The organism is Prauserella halophila (assembly GCF_024171895.1).
GTDB lineage: Bacteria > Actinomycetota > Actinomycetes > Mycobacteriales > Pseudonocardiaceae > Prauserella > Prauserella halophila.
The window spans coordinates 151,535-166,125 of record NZ_JAMTCQ010000009.1; the positions used below are offsets into that span (position 1 = coordinate 151,535).

Genomic DNA, 14,591 nt, shown 5'->3' on the forward strand with positions numbered 1-14,591 from the left:
GGTGCAGGATCCACGTCGTGAGTACGAGAACGCCTGACACATTGCAGGCCGCCGCTTCGGAAGCCGACGTCCCGGCCTCCGAAGCTCCGGCCTCCGACGCGCCGGCTCCCGACGCGCCGGCTCCCGACGCCGGGTCCCGTGACGCTGTGTCCCCTGACGCCGTGTCCGCCGACGCTGTGTCCGCCGCCGGTGCCGACGACGGCACCGGCGGCGGACACAGCGCCGACGATGCCGAGAGTGTGACCGGCGGTTCGAGTGGCTCGGCGTCCGAACCACGTCCGGTACCGGTCGACTTCCCCGTCTACGGCTTGCACCCGAGGATTCCCGGTCCGCGCTGGGTCGACTTCTTCGAGGGCGGCAACGTCGGTTCCGACGCCGGTTCCGGTCGCGCCGAGGTGGGGCAGGCGCCGTGGGCGTTGTGGCTGGGCCAGCGACTGGCCGATACCGAGTGCGGGCTGCGGATCGGCAGCCTGCCGCGGCTGCGCTACGAACGCGCCATGTGCCCCGGAGGCGGCGATCCGCACGCCGAGGTGGCGTTCAGTGCGGCGTTCGGCCTGGTCAACCTGACGTTGCCGGACAGTAGCGTGCCGCGGCCGGACGGGCTGATCGAATCGCTGCTCGCCCACGCGGAGCAGCACGCGCGGCGGTACGAGAAGTGGAAGCGGGTGACCTGGCGGGTGGACGGAATGTCGGTGCGCGCGCGGATCTGGGAGTTCGCGGGCGGCTGGACCGGGTTCACCGGCGATCTCGACGACAGCTACGTGGCGGTGATCGGCATCGGCGTCGCGCCGGAGGAGCTGAGCCTGGCGCGCGTGACCGACCCGACGTCGTACGGGGTGGACTTCTCCGTGCCCATCAGCTTCGCCGACCTCGGCAGGCATCGCGCGACCCGGCCCGAGGCGTGGCTGCCGCCGCCGCGCCGGGACGCCTTCGACGCGGAGCAGCTGGCGCTCCTGCCGGAGGACCACACCAACGCGCAGTAACCCTCTCGCGTGTCCTGCGCCCACCCGTCGCCCGGCCGCCACCCCTCATGGACGCGCCGACGCGCGACTGCACCTTCTCGCGTGTTCTGCGCCCACGCACGGATCGGCGCCCGTACCGGTGCCGTGATGCGGCGCTTACAGGTCGCTCCAGCGGCGTACCGGCCTGTCCGGAACTATCGCGTGGGTGACAGCAGGCGCTTGCGTCGTGCCCGAAGTGCATCGGAAATTTCGCGGTTTCCGTGCGCGGCGACGGCGTGGCTGTAGGCGTCGAAGAATTCGAGGTACAGCGGTATCAGCAGCAGTTCGAGCAGTCGGACGGCTTCCGCCTCGTCGCGAATTCCTCCATTTCGCCAGCCGAGCGCTGCGATCGCGAGTCCGGATGCGGTTCCGGTGGTGGAATACCACGAGACGGCGTCGCCGTTGTGGCCGATCCGGCCGGTTTCGAGGGTGTACAGGAACCGTGGCGGGAACAGTGCGGCTTTGGTCGCAGCACGGGCGCCCCGTTCGACCAATTCTGCGGGATTTCGCAGTGTGGCAAGGTAGTCGTCGTCGAACTTGGAGACCGCGAACCGCGCTCCCTCGGTCACGAGTTCGCTCGCCGTGGGCCGTACGGCAGGGCTGCGTGCATCGGTCCCGTGGAGTAGACGGCCCGATTGGAGCAGATCCAGTCGATCGATTGGCGGAAGGCGCTCGTACGGTTTCGGTTCTTGCCGGACTCCGTTCCAATCGGCCCAGAAGACGGAAAGCCGATCAGCCAATCCGTTCGGGCAATTCGCCCGGGTATCATGTTTGATCTGCTCGATTTGATCCGGCGAATATGCGGCACCGACGGGCGCGATCAATGCCACATCGATATCGCTGACGAGTGGCGCGAACCCGCCGTGAGCGAGGCTGCCGAGTGCGTACGCTGCGGCGAGCCGGTCGCCGAGTACTCCGATTGCAGCGTCCACCGCGGCTCGCAGTACGGCCTCGCCGTCGTCGGCGGCTTCGAGTGTCGAACTGTCCATGGCCTGATCATGACACCGCTTCCCGTGGCATGTTCTGTGCGCTCGGCGCCGGTGTCCGGGGTTCGGCTTAGAGTGGCGGTGTGACGTCGACGTGGTACTGCGCGCTGCTGCGGGGAATCACCCCGGGTAAGCCGAACATGCGCAACGAGAAGTTGCGCGGGGTGTTCGACGGTATGGGGTTCACCGGCGTAGCCTCGGTGCTGTCGAGCGGAAACATCGTGTTCGCTGCGGAAACCACCGACACGACGGCGCTCGAAGGCCGGATCAGGGGCGCCCTGCGTGGCGAGTTGGGAATCGGCGGCGAAACCATCGTGCGCAGCCGCAGCGAACTGGTGACCCTCGTCGACACGGAGCCGTTCGGCGAGCTGCAGCACGCTCGCGAGACGTACCTGACCGCGACGTTCCTGAAGGAGCCGCTCGAGCCGGTGCCCGAGCCGTTCCCCGAACCGGACGAACCGGCGGTGCGCATCGTCGGCTACGACCCCGGCGCGCGTGCGGTCCTGGCCGTCTCGGACAACACGTCCTCGTCGTCGCCGGACTTCATGGCCTGGCTGGAACGGCGGTTCGGCAAGGACATCACGACACGCACGTGGCTGACCGTCCACCGCATTCTGAAACGGATGCCGGACTGCGCGTAGCCCGCAACGCGACCCCCGGAACCCGCAACACGGTCCCCGGAACCCGCAACACGGCCCCTGGAATCCGCAACACGGCCCCTGGAATCCGCAACACGGCCCCTGGAATCCGCAACACGGGCCCCGGAATCCGCAACACGGGCCCCGGAATCCGCAACACGGGCCCCGGAACCCGCAACACGGCTGCAGCCGGTGCCGGCCGGCTGCAGCACCGAGTGCGATCAAAATTGGTAGTAGAGGAACGGGCTGAAGGTGCCCGTGGCGACGAGGATCGCGGCGTAGGCGATGCCGACCGTCATGACGCCGACGCGCAGGACGTTCGCCGGCTTCGTCCGCGCCGATTCGAGCAGCGGACCCATCACCGGACTCGCGGGCAGCACGAACACCGCCGCGGCGAGCAGCAGCAACACCAGCCGCTGGTTCGTCAGCGCCGAGGCGGCGACGTCCGTCAGACCCGCGACGTCCGGTACGAACATGTGCCCGATCATCGACAGCGCCTGGCCCAGGTCGGGTGCGCGGAAGAACACCCAGCCGATGATCACCAGCACGAGCGTCAGTGCGCGCCTCGCGATCCTCGGGCCTGCGGTGTCCGGCGTGCGCGCCCAGCCCGTCGCACGCTCCACGACGAGCAGCGCACCGTGGTACACACCCCAGATCACGTACGTCCACGCCGCGCCGTGCCAGAACCCCGTCAGTACGAACACGATCCACAGGTTGCGGTACGTGGCGTGGCCGCCCGAGCGGTTGCCGCCGAGCGGGATGTAGACGTAATCGCGGAACCAGCGCGACAGCGACATGTGCCACCGCCGCCAGAAGTCCGTGACCGTGACCGCCGAGTACGGGCGGGCGAAGTTCTCCGGCAGGCGGAACCCGAGCATGCGGCCCAGGCCGATCGCCATGTCCGAGTAGCCGGAGAAGTCGAAGAACAGCTGCAGTGTGAAGGCGATCGCGCCGAGCCACGCGATCGCGAACGTCATCTCGTCGGCAGGCGTGGCGAAGCACGTGGCGACGAACGGGGCCAGCGAGTCGGCGATGACGGCCTTCTTGCACAGGCCCAGCGCGAACCGCGGGAACCCGGCGGCGATGTCGTCCAACCGGTGGTGGCGGTGCTGCGGCAGCTGGTCGGCGATCTCGTGGTAACGCACGATCGGGCCGGCAGCCAGCTGCGGGAACATCGCGATGTACGTGCCGAACGACACCGGGTTGCGCAACGCGCGGCGCTCACCGCGGTAGATGTCGACGATGTACGAAATGTGGTGGAACGTGAAGAACGAGATGCCGATCGGCAGGGCCAGTTCGGCAACGGGGAAGTCGCCGCCGAACAGCTGCGCGAACCACGCGATCTGCTCGGTGGCGAATCCCGCGTACTTCCACACCAGCAGGATCGACAGGTCGAACCCGATGACGCCGATCAGCAGTCTGCGTCTACGAGTGTTGCTGGTCAGGCCCCAGTCGTCGGGTTCGAGCGTGGGGCCGGCGAGGAAGTTCACCACCATGCAGGCGATGAGCAGCAGGGTGAACGAGCCCGCGCCGGTGGCGTAGAAGATCAGGCTGCCGACGGCGATGATGCCGTTGCGCCACGCCCGCGGGCACACCAGCACCGCGATGAGCATCGCGGGCAGGAAGTACCACAGGAACAGTGGTGAAACGAACGACATCCGGCGGGCCCCCTCGGCTGATCCGAAGTGACCCTAGCTCAGCGCGACACGGCGTACGGGCGATACCGGTACGTTCCGGTGCCGGACTTGCCGAGCGTCACACCCGCCCGGCCGCACGGCGGCGCCGGGCGACCTCGGCCATCAGCACGGCGGCGGCCACCGATGCGTTGAGCGACTCGACCTCCGGCGACATCGGGATCGACACGGTGACGTCGCAGTTGTCGCGCACTAGGCGGGACAGGCCGCGCCCCTCGGAGCCGACGACGATCACCAGCGGATCGGTGGCGACGTCCAGTCCGTCGACGTCGAGCGTCGCGTCGGCGTCCAGTCCGGCGACCATCACGCCCTCCGACGCCCACGACTGCAACTGCCGCGTCAGGTTCGTCGCCACGGCGACCGGCAGCTTGGCGGCGGTTCCGGCGCTGGTGCGCCACGCCACGGCCGTCATGCTCGCGCTGCGCCGCTGCGGCAGCAGCACGCCGTGAGCACCGAACGCGGCGGCCGACCGGATCACGGCACCGAGGTTGCGCGGATCGGTCACGCCGTCGAGCGCGATGATCAGCGGCGGTTCGCCCGAGTCGCGCGCGGCGGCGAGCAGGTCGTCGGGGTGGGAGTACTCGAACGGAGGCACCTGCAGGCCGATGCCCTGGTGCACGGCGCCGCCGGTCTTGCGGTCCAGTTCGTCGCGCGGCACCTCGAGGATCGAGACCCCTTTGTCGGCCGCGAGCTGCACGGCCTCCTTCACGCGGTCGTCGGCTTCGATGTTCAGGGCGACGTACAGTGCGGTCGCCGGGACACCGGCGCGCAGCGATTCGACCACCGGGTTGCGGCCCGCGATGATCTCGGGGCCCTCGGCGGCCTTCTTCTGTGCGCGCTGGCGGTTGTCCTCGCGCTTGGCCTGCTGGACCGCCTTCTTCTGCTTCGGGTGCCCGGGGCGGTCCTCGCCCTTCGGCGTCGGGCCCTTGCCTTCGAGCCCCTTGCGGCGGTTGCCGCCGGAACCGACGACCGGGCCCTTCTTGGTGCCCTCTTTGCGGACCGCGCCGCGGCGGCGGGAGTTACCGGCCATGTCTGTCCTCAATCCCTCACTGTCCACGACGGACCATTGGGGGTGTCCTCCACCGCGATGCCCGCGGCGGTGAGCTGGTCGCGGATGGCGTCCGCGCGCGTGAAGTCCTTGTCGGCCCTGGCCTGCACGCGTTCGGAGAGCAGCGCGTCGACGAGCGTGCCCAGCGCACGGGCCTCACCGCTGTGGCTCGCAGCGTCCTGCCACTGCTTCGACAGCGGGTCGAGGCCGAGCACGTGGACCATCGCGCGCACCGACTCGGCGAACTCGAGTGCCTTCGTGTCGTCACCGGCATCGAGTGCGGTGTTGCCGTCACGGACGGTGTTGTGCAGCACCGCGAACGCCTGCGGTGTGCCGAGATCGTCGTCGAGCGCCGCGGCGAACTCGGCCGGAACCTCGCCGAGTCGCACCTCGCCACCGGCGCGGCGCAGGAACTGCTCGACGCGCCGGTATCCCTGCGCGGCCTCGGCCAGCGCCTCGTCGGAGTACTCGATCGTCGACCGGTAGTGCGGCTGGATCAGGTAGTAGCGCAGCTCGACCGGCCTGCACTTCCGCAGCATCTCGGGGATCGCCACGATGTTGCCGAGCGACTTCGACATCTTCTCGCCCGAGAGCGTCACCCACGCGTTGTGCAGCCAGTACCGCGCGAAGCCGTCGCCCGCCGCGTGGGACTGCGCGCGCTCGTTCTCGTGGTGCGGGAAGACCAGGTCGACGCCGCCGCCGTGGATGTCGAACTCCGAGCCCAGGTACGTCGTCGCCATGGCGGAGCACTCGAGGTGCCAGCCGGGACGGCCCTCACCCCACGGTGTCGGCCACGCCGGTTCGCCGGGCTTGGCCGCCTTCCACAGTGTGAAATCGCGCGGGTCGCGCTTGCCGTCGGCTGCCGTCTCGCCCTGCTGCACCTCGTCGGGGCGCTGGCCGGACAGCGAGCCGTAGTCGGGCAGGGACGTCACGGAGAAGTAGACGTCGCCGCCGGAGACGTAGGCGGCGTCACGGTCGATGAGCCGCTGGATGAGCTCGACCATCTGGGTGACATGACCGGTGGCGCGGGGCGAGATCGACGGTGGCAGGCACCCCAGCACGGTGAAGGCGTCCTCGAAGGCGCGCTCGTGCGTCGCGGCCCATTCCCACCACGGCCTGCCTGCGTCGGCTGCCTTGGTGACGATCTTGTCGTCGATGTCGGTGACGTTGCGGACCAGCAGCACGTCCAGTCCATTGTGGACGAGCCAGCGGCGCAGGACGTCGTAGTTCAGGGCACCGCGGACGTGCCCGATGTGCGGAACGCCCTGGACGGTGGCCCCGCAGATGTACATGGACGCCGTTCCGCTGCGCGCGGGCCGGAACTCCCGTACGTCCCTGGTCGCGGTGTCGTAAAGATGAAGGGCCACGCCCGAAATGGTACGGGTTACAACACGCCGTGCTCGCGGAGGGCGGCCCGCAGCCCATCGGCGCGCTCGGTCGTGGGTAGCGGCTCGACCAGCGCGAACTCGCATCCGATGGCGCGTGCGCCGCCGTCGGCGTCGGTGTGGTCGCCGACCATGAGGGTCGCCTCGGCGGGGCTGCCGAGCCGTTCGACGAGGATCCGGAACACCTCCGGATCGGGTTTGGTCACCCCGACCTCGTACGACAGGACGAACTCGTCGACACAGGCGTCCAGGCCCCGTGCGGTGAACGCGGGTCGGATGTCGAACGCGATGTTGCTGAGCACCCCGACCCGGACACCTGCGCTCGAGAGCTCCTTCAGCACGTGGGCGGTGTCCGGGTACGGCGTCCACTCGCCGGGGTCGATGAGCCTGCGGTACAGCGCCTCGGCCTGCTCGGTGCCGGGCACGCCGCTCTGCCGGAGAATCTCCAGGTAGGTCTTGCGGTGCAGCTCCGGGTCGAGGTCGCGGCGCTCCCAGGCGTCGCGGTGCTCGGCGTCGAGGTCGACGCTGAGGGTGACCGGTGTGGTCATCCGGCGCATCAACTCCGCCTGCTCGCCTGCGTCGAGTGGTGTTCCGTCGTCGTCGACGAGCCCGGTGAACCACGACTGCCGGTGTTCGAGCCGGAACAGCGTGCCGGAGAAGTCGAACATGACCGCCTGAATCGCCATGTCGACGACACTACCGAGGCGCCACGCCCGGCACGGCGCCGGACGTGATCACCGGGACAGGGGTGGTCACCGGGGCAGGAGCAGGGCAGTGGCGATGGCGGCGATGCCCTCACCGCGGCCCGTGAGGCCGAGGCCGTCGCTGGTCGTGCCCGACACGGCGACCGGACCGCCTGCGGCTTCCGAGAGCACCTGTTGCGCCTCGTCCCTGCGAATGCCGATCCGGGGCCGGTTGCCGATGACCTGCACGACGGCGTTGCCGACGCCGAAACCGGCGGTCTCGACACGGCGCCGCACCTCCGCGAGCAGCTCCGCGCCGTGAGCATCCGACCAGCGCGGATCCCCGGTGCCGAACACCGCACCCAGGTCGCCGAGCCCCGCGGCGGACAACAGCGCGTCGCACAGCGCGTGGGAGGCGACGTCGCCGTCCGAGTGGCCCGCACAGCCGTGGTCGTCCGGCCAGAGCAGTCCGGCCATCCAGCACGGCCTGCCTGCCTCGATCGGGTGGACGTCGACACCTTGGCCGATCCGGGTCATGGAGTGTTCTCCGTGCTCAGCAGGGCTTCGACGACGGCGACGTCGAACGGGGTGCGGATACGCATGCCGTGCGGATCGCCGGGGACGGCGTGAGCGCGACCTCCGAGGCGGGAGAGCAGGTCGGCGGGGCCGGCCGGGGCTCCGCCGGCGGCGAGCAGCTCCCCGAGCGTGTCGGCGCGCACGGCGACAGGGGCCTGTGCGTGGCGCAGCAGTGACCGGTCGCGGGTGCCGTGGACGACCCCGTCGGTGTCGACGACCTTGACGGTGTCGGCGACGGGTTCGACGGGAACAGCGGCGGGCGCGCCGTCCCGAACCGTGTCGACGACCGCCGCGACGACGGAGGCCGGGACGAACGCGCGCGTGGCGTCGTGGACCAGCACGACGTCGTCCGGTCCCGGGGCCGCGGTCCGCAGTGCCGATGCCACGGCTGCGCCGGACGGGACGGCTGGACCGGACGCGGGGCCGGACATCGAAGCGGGACCGGAGGTCGCGTCCCCGGAAGCCGTGTCGTTGCCGGAGGCCGCGTCGTCGGGAGCCGCGTCGTCGTCGGGAGCCGCGTCCCCGTCAGCCGCGTCGTCGGAGGTTTCGTCGTCGGAAACGACCACGACGCGGTCCCCGTCGCAGGTCAGAGGGGTGTGGACAGCACGATGCCGTGCCGGTCCCGCCACGACGATCCGGTCCACGCATCCGGAATCGAGCAGGCCGCGCACGGCATGTGACAACAACGGTTCCCCGTGAACAGGGAGCAACGCGCCGGAGCGCGAAGCATCCCCGTTCCCGAGTGGAACCAGTGCGATGACGTTCAGGGTCGTATGACCTTGTGCAATCGCTGGAGCTAGACGACCGCGGTTTCGAGAACCTCGTCGAGCAGCACCTCGGCCTTGCCTTCGTCGGTACTTTCGGCGAGCGCCAGCTCGCTCACGAGGATCTGCCGCGCCTTGGCCAGCATCCGCTTCTCGCCGGCGGACAAGCCGCGGTCCTTCTCCCGCCGCCAGAGGTCGCGCACCACTTCGGCCACCTTGTTCACATCGCCGGAGGCGAGTTTCTCGAGGTTGGCCTTGTACCGACGCGACCAGTTGGTCGGTTCGTCGGTGTGGGGAGCGCGCAGCACGTCGAAAACGTGATTGAGGCCGTCTTCGCCCACGACGTCACGAACACCGACGATCTCGGCGTTGTCAGCGGGAACGCGAACGGTCAGATCACCCTGCGCGACCCTGAGGACGAGGTACTGCTTCTCCTCGCCCTTGATCACGCGAGTCTCAATCGCTTCGATGAGTGCGGCACCGTGGTGCGGGTAGACGACGGTCTCTCCGACCTTAAAAACCATGTGTCCTCTGCCCCTTTCGCTGGATCCAGCTTAGCACGGCCGGTGTGTGTCCAGCCAGGCACCCGCGTTCGTCCTCGCAGGTCAGTGGGCTAATCGGGTACCAGTGGGGGCTTGACAACGACGGAATTCTCGTACTCGCCCAGGTGGGCCGGGATCCGTTTCCCGCGGCCCCGGAATCCATTATGGACATTTTTGCCGTCCGATTCCGGGTGAAGTGCCCGGTCAGGGGTGCCGGCCCCTGTGCCGCCCCTGCACAGTGTCGTGCTCACCACCAGGTGATGTCTGCGTGCGGCGGCCGGGATAGTCTGCCTGCAGACCGCTCCTCCCGGGAGGAGGTGGTGACGCGTTGCAGGCGCAAGGAAGGACTCGAGCAGTGAAACGTCGCATGATCGGTGCGGGCATCGCAGGTATCTCGCTCCTCGTCGCGGGATGCGGCGCAGGCCAGATCACGCAGACGGACACCCAGGTCGCCGGCGTCAACGGCGGTTCGTCGGACGTCGGTGCCATCGCCGTGCGCAACGCCCAGCTCGCCTTCCCCGAGGAGGTGGAGCCCGCCGCCTACCTGGAAGGTTCGGACGCGGACGTCGTCATGAGCATCGTCAACTCCGGCCAGCAGCCCGACGAGCTGGTTTCGGTGCGGAGCGAGTCGGCGGAGGGCACCGCCGTCGGCGGTACGACGTCGATTCCCGCCGACACCACGCTCGCCGTCGGCCCGGAGGAGCCGCAGGGCGGTGCGCAGCTGCACGCCGAGGTGACGCTCGAAGGCCTGCAGCGCGAGATCCGCCCCGGCCAGGACGTCACCGCGACCCTGACCTTCCGTGAAGCGGGCACCGTCGAGGTGGTGCTGCCGGTGAAGGTCCCGGACGAGCCGCGGCACGATGCGTCCACCGGCGAGGAAGAGCAGGGCGGGGGACACTGACCGGCTCCGCGCGCCGGCTCCGGCGCGCGTGACGGCGTGAGGCGGCACCGCCGGACTGTCGGTGGTGGCCGATACGGTCCCGGGCGTGGCCAAGAAGACGTCGAGTACCTACCGCTGCGCCGAGTGCGGTTACGAGGTCGCCAAGTGGGTCGGCCGATGCCCCGAGTGTCAGGCGTGGGGAACGATCGAGGAGCGCGGCGACGCGCGTCCACAGGTCGCCCGCGTGGCCGCGGGTGCGCCGAGTGCGCCCGCGCGTCCGATCGCGCAGGTCGACGTCGAGTCCTCACGTGCGTCGCCGACCGGCGTGTCCGAGCTCGACCGGGTACTGGGCGGTGGGCTCGTGCCCGGCGTCGTGGTGCTGCTGGCGGGGGAGCCGGGCGTCGGCAAGTCGACCCTGCTGCTCGAGGTCGCGTACCGCTGGGCCGCGGAGAGCGGTACGGCGGCGCTGTACGTCACGGGTGAGGAATCCGCCGGACAGGTGCGGCTGCGTGCCGAGCGCACCGGCAACGTCGACGACGCCATGTTCCTGGCCGCCGAGAGCGACCTGTCCGCACTGCTGGGGCACGTCGACGACGTCAAGCCAGGGCTGTTGATCGTCGACTCGGTCCAGACCATGTCGTCGCCGCAGGTCGAAAGCTCGCCGGGCGGTGTGCCGCAGGTCCGCGCGGTCACGTCGGCGCTCGTCGCGCTGGCCAAGGAACGGGGCCTGCCCGTGGTGCTCGTCGGGCACGTCACCAAGGAGGGGTCGGTCGCGGGGCCGCGCGTGCTGGAGCACCTCGTCGACGTCGTCCTGCACTTCGAGGGTGACCGGCATTCGACGCTGCGCATGGTCCGCGGCGTGAAGAACCGGTTCGGGGCCGCCGACGAGATCGGCTGCTTCGAACTGCGTGACGACGGCATCGCGGGCGTACCGGATCCGTCGGGGCTGTTCGTCAATCGGCATGCCGAAGCGGTGCCGGGTACCGCGGTGACCGTGACGGTCGAGGGCAAACGCCCGCTGCTGGCCGAGGTGCAGGCGCTCGTCGGCAAGTCGTATCTGAACCAGCCGCGGCGTGCGGTCAGCGGACTCGATTCCTCCCGGGTGAGCATGGTGCTGGCGGTGCTGGAGAAGCGCGGCGGGGTTCAGCTCGGGGACAAGGACGTCTACGTGGCAACGGTCGGCGGGATGAAGGTGACCGAGCCCGCGGTGGATCTCGCGGCGGCGCTCGCGGTGTCGTCGGCGTTCACCGATCGGGCGCTGTCGCCGAAGCTGGTCGCGATCGGTGAGGTCGGCCTGGCCGGTGAGGTGCGCCGGGTGACCGGCGTCGGCAGGCGATTGACGGAGGCGGCGCGCATGGGGTTCACGCACGCGCTGGTACCGCCGGACCCCGGGCCGCTGCCCGACGGCATCAAGGCCCTCGAGGTGGCCGACCTGGCCGGCGCCGTCCACGCCGTCGACTACGTCCCCGCGTAACGAACGTTTCGGGAGCGACCTGCGCTGCTCGGCGAACAGGGCAGCGGGAGAACAGGGCGGCGGGAGAACAGAGCTCCGAGCGCAGAGCGCCGGCCGGGGCGCCCCCGACGTACGCCCCGGCCGGCTACGCGGGGAGACGCATGCTCTCGGACGTGCTGCTGCATGTTTTCGGAATTTGTGATTCGAGTCACAGTTTTCGGGTTACAGTTTTCGAGTCACGCTTCCCGAGGTGCGACATCCGAGGCGCGGCGGTGGCGGGGCCCGGCGGCCGGAGCTCAGCGGGAGAGCAGCCTCGCGCAGCGGATGAGGCCGATGTGTGAGTAGGCCTGCGGGTGGTTGCCCAGCGACCGCTCGGCGACCGGGTCGTACTGCTCCGGCAGCAGGCCCGTCGGACCCGCTGCGTCGACGAGCTGGTCGAACAACTCCTCGGCCTCGGTGCGCCTGCCGGTGAGCAGGTATGCCTCGATGAGCCATGCGGCGCACAGATGGAAGCCGCCTTCGCCGCCGGGCAGGCCGTCGTCGCGGTGGTAGCGGTACACGGTCGCGCCGCTGCGCAGTTCGGCCTCGATCGCGGTGACCGTCTGCTGGAACCGCTCGTCGTGCGGGTCGAGCAGGCCTGCGAGGCCGACGAACAGCGACGCCGCGTCGAGGTCGGTTCCGTCGTAGGCCGTCGTGTAGGCCTTGACCTCGGAGTTCCAGCCGTTCTCGAGTACGTCGGCGGCGATCTCGTCGCGCAGGTCCGGCCAGCCGGCCGGGATCTCGCGGTCGTAGATCTCGCCGAGCCGGATGGCCAGGTCGAGCGTCTGCCAGCACATCACGCGGGAGTACACGCGGTGCCGCGGCACGTGGCGCTCCTCCCAGATGCCGTGGTCGGGTTCGTCCCAGCGGCCGCTGACGGCCTCGGCCATCGCCCGCACCATCTGCCAGTCCTCGTTGCGCAGGTCGCCGCGCGCCTCGGCCAGCGTCATGACGAGTTCGACGACGGGGCCGAAGACGTCGAGCTGCACCTGGTGGTTGGCGAGGTTGCCGACGCGCACCGGCCGGGAGCCCTTGTAGCCGGGCAGCGAGTCGATGACGGCCTCGGCACCGAGCTGCGTTCCGGCGAGCGTGTACAGCGGGTGCAGCCGCTCCGGGCCCGCGAGCGTCGACAGCACGCCGTGCAGCCAGCCGAGGAATGCCTCGGCCTCGTCGAGCGTGCCGAGCGTGACGAGCTCGCGCATGGTCATCGCGCCGTCGCGGATCCAGCAGTAGCGGTAGTCCCAGTTGCGGACGCCGCCGATCTCCTCGGGCAGCGAGGTGGTCGCCGCCGCCATCACGCCGCCGGTGTCGGCGTGAACCAGGCCGCGCAGGGTGAGCGCGGACCGGGCGACGAGTTCGGATTCCACGTCGGGCAGCTTCAGCGTGCCAGCCCAGGTGCTCCAGTACTCGCCCGCCTGTGCGCGGCGGTCGAGTTCGGGCAGTTCGTGCGGGTGCAGGTCGGTGGTGCCGCAGCGCAGTTCCAGCACCACCGGTGCGCCGGGCTCCGGTTGCACGAGCGCGGTCGCCGTGTCGTGCAGCCCGTCGCTGGTGATCTCCCAGCGCACGCCGGGCGAGCGCAGCACGAACGCTTCGGAGGTGCCGAGTAGCTGCAGTCCCTCCTCGTGGTTCACCAGCCGCACCGGCACGCCGCCGAACTCGGGTCGCGGCGCGAACACGACCTCAGCCGTCGCCTCGCCCGAGATCACGCGCAGGATGTCCGTGCGATGGGCGGGCGATTCGGGTTCCATGTAGTCGGTGACCAGTAGCCGCGACCAGCGCGTTTCCACGGTCATGGTGCCCGGCAGGTAGCGCTGCCCCAGCGGCAGGCCGCCCCGGTGCGGGGCGATGGTGAAGTGGCCCGCACCGTCGCCGCCGAGCAGGTCGGCGAACACCGCGGCCGAGTCGGGCCCGGGGTGGGCGAGCCAGGTGAGCTTCGCGTCCGGCGTCAGCAGGGCCACCGAGCGCGCCGAAGCCAGCATCGACAGTCGTTCGATCGGCGAGGCCTGTTCGCCGTAGAGCCAGTTGCGGCGTTCTTCGAGCAGGAACGCCAGGATCGTGGCGACCTGTTCGGTGTCGTCGACCCGGTGGTGCGCGAGCGTGTCACCGTCCCCGACCTTGATGCCCAGGTCGGGGCCCGTCAGCTGCTCGAACGCCTTCTCGTCGGTGACGTCGTCGCCGATGAAGAATGCGGCGGTGGCGCCCACCTGGTGGCGCAGCGTGTCGAGTGCGCTGCCCTTGTTCGTCTGCACGACCGAGAGCTCGACGACCTCTTTGCCGTCGGTGACCGACACGCCGTCCCAGGTGCAAGGTCCATTGTGGACCTCATTGACGATGCGGGCGGCGTCCTCCCTCGAGGCGCGGCGGACGTGCACGGCGACGCCTGCGGGTTTGACCTCCAGTTCGGCACCCCCGGCGCCGTCGACGATGCGCGTCAGCTCGGTCTCGATGCGGTCGTGCAGCTCGCGGGCCGCGTCGTCGAGGTCGTGCACGAAGCCGATGTCGAACTCGGAGCCGTGACTGCCCACCAGGTGCACCTCGGCCGGCAGTCGCGACAGGGTGGCCAGGTCACGCAGCGCCCGGCCGGAGATCACGCCGGCGGTCGTCTCGTGCAGTGCGGCCAGCGACCGGAGCGCACCGACCGATTCGGCCAGCGGCCGCGCCTCGTCGGGTACTTCGGTGATGGGCGCCAGTGTGCCGTCGTAGTCGCAAGCGATCAGCAGGCGCGGCGTCCTGGCGATCTGCATGATCGCGCGCCGTAGTTCGGCGGACAGGGCCTCGGCGGTCAACACGCCTCCTTGAAAACTGTTGAAAGTCCGCTTGCGTAGCGGTGTGGGTGGCAGAACCTCGGTCCCGGTCGTCGCTGCTCAAGGTGGCGCCTGCGCGCCGCCGTGGTTCCTCTCGA

13 protein-coding genes are annotated in these 14,591 nt (G+C 70.0%); 4 read left to right on the top strand and 9 right to left on the bottom strand.

The features are described 5' to 3' along the window. The first annotated feature begins 161 nt into the window (after positions 1 to 161). Complete coding sequence (locus LY41_RS06880) at positions 162 to 983, top strand: hypothetical protein (RefSeq protein ID WP_308292213.1); 822 nt, start codon at positions 162 to 164, stop codon at positions 981 to 983. Between the two features lie 173 nt (positions 984 to 1,156). Here LY41_RS06880 and LY41_RS06885 read toward each other — a convergent pair whose 3' ends face one another. Beyond that, entirely contained in the window at positions 1,157 to 1,933 is a 777-nt protein-coding gene (locus LY41_RS06885) for a hypothetical protein (RefSeq protein ID WP_253863038.1), read from the bottom strand. Between the two features lie 137 nt (positions 1,934 to 2,070). Between LY41_RS06885 and LY41_RS06890 the strand changes: the two genes are divergently transcribed. Beyond that, entirely contained in the window at positions 2,071 to 2,628 is a 558-nt protein-coding gene (locus LY41_RS06890) for a DUF1697 domain-containing protein (protein ID WP_253863039.1), read from the top strand. A gap of 218 nt (positions 2,629 to 2,846) precedes the next feature. Here LY41_RS06890 and LY41_RS06895 read toward each other — a convergent pair whose 3' ends face one another. From LY41_RS06895 to LY41_RS06925, 7 genes are all read right to left on the bottom strand, one after another. Then, positions 2,847 to 4,283 (bottom strand): MBOAT family O-acyltransferase, encoded by a 1,437-nt coding sequence (locus LY41_RS06895; RefSeq protein WP_253863040.1) that lies wholly within the window; start codon positions 4,281 to 4,283, stop codon positions 2,847 to 2,849. A 97-nt stretch (positions 4,284 to 4,380) separates the two neighbouring features. Continuing rightward, positions 4,381 to 5,349, bottom strand: coding sequence for a 23S rRNA (guanosine(2251)-2'-O)-methyltransferase RlmB (gene rlmB / locus LY41_RS06900; RefSeq protein WP_253863041.1), 969 nt, complete (start codon positions 5,347 to 5,349; stop codon positions 4,381 to 4,383). 8 nt (positions 5,350 to 5,357) lie between these two features. Beyond that, positions 5,358 to 6,734: a cysteine--tRNA ligase gene (gene cysS / locus LY41_RS06905; protein ID WP_253863042.1), complete on the bottom strand. Its 1,377-nt coding sequence runs from the start codon at positions 6,732 to 6,734 to the stop codon at positions 5,358 to 5,360. A gap of 17 nt (positions 6,735 to 6,751) precedes the next feature. Continuing rightward, positions 6,752 to 7,438 (bottom strand): HAD family hydrolase, encoded by a 687-nt coding sequence (locus LY41_RS06910; protein ID WP_253863043.1) that lies wholly within the window; start codon positions 7,436 to 7,438, stop codon positions 6,752 to 6,754. Positions 7,439 to 7,504: 66 nt separating this feature from the next. Next, on the bottom strand, positions 7,505 to 7,972 hold the full coding sequence (gene ispF / locus LY41_RS06915; protein WP_253863044.1) for a 2-C-methyl-D-erythritol 2,4-cyclodiphosphate synthase: 468 nt from the start codon (positions 7,970 to 7,972) through the stop codon (positions 7,505 to 7,507). Beyond that, a complete protein-coding gene (locus LY41_RS06920) occupies positions 7,969 to 8,577 on the bottom strand; it encodes an IspD/TarI family cytidylyltransferase (RefSeq protein ID WP_253863045.1) in 609 nt (202 codons plus the stop codon). Before LY41_RS06920 ends, ispF begins: the two co-directional genes overlap by 4 nt. 230 nt (positions 8,578 to 8,807) lie before the next feature. Continuing rightward, positions 8,808 to 9,299, bottom strand: a complete 492-nt coding sequence (locus LY41_RS06925) for a CarD family transcriptional regulator (RefSeq protein ID WP_253863046.1) — start codon at positions 9,297 to 9,299, stop codon at positions 8,808 to 8,810. Between the two features lie 373 nt (positions 9,300 to 9,672). Here LY41_RS06925 and LY41_RS06930 point away from each other — a divergent pair, with 373 nt between their 5' ends. Next, the gene (locus LY41_RS06930) at positions 9,673 to 10,218 is read left to right on the top strand and encodes a copper chaperone PCu(A)C domain-containing protein (RefSeq protein WP_253863047.1); all 546 of its coding nucleotides are present in this window, start codon (positions 9,673 to 9,675) and stop codon (positions 10,216 to 10,218) included. Positions 10,219 to 10,303: 85 nt separating this feature from the next. After that, entirely contained in the window at positions 10,304 to 11,671 is a 1,368-nt protein-coding gene (radA, locus tag LY41_RS06935; protein ID WP_253863048.1) for a DNA repair protein RadA, read from the top strand. A gap of 275 nt (positions 11,672 to 11,946) precedes the next feature. Here radA and otsB read toward each other — a convergent pair whose 3' ends face one another. Continuing rightward, positions 11,947 to 14,475, bottom strand: a complete 2,529-nt coding sequence (otsB, locus tag LY41_RS06940) for a trehalose-phosphatase (RefSeq protein ID WP_253863049.1) — start codon at positions 14,473 to 14,475, stop codon at positions 11,947 to 11,949. Positions 14,476 to 14,591 lie beyond the last annotated feature (116 nt).

Bases quoted from the DNA above. Each gene is read 5' to 3' on its own strand.
- LY41_RS06895 (WP_253863040.1), bottom strand. From the start codon at position 4,283: ATGTCGTTCGTTTCACCACTGTTCCTGTGGTACTTCCTGCCCGCGATG.
- rlmB (WP_253863041.1), bottom strand. From the start codon at position 5,349: ATGGCCGGTAACTCCCGCCGCCGCGGCGCGGTCCGCAAAGAGGGCACC.
- LY41_RS06910 (WP_253863043.1), bottom strand. From the start codon at position 7,438: ATGGCGATTCAGGCGGTCATGTTCGACTTCTCCGGCACGCTGTTCCGG.
- ispF (WP_253863044.1), bottom strand. From the start codon at position 7,972: ATGACCCGGATCGGCCAAGGTGTCGACGTCCACCCGATCGAGGCAGGC.
- LY41_RS06925 (WP_253863046.1), bottom strand. From the start codon at position 9,299: ATGGTTTTTAAGGTCGGAGAGACCGTCGTCTACCCGCACCACGGTGCC.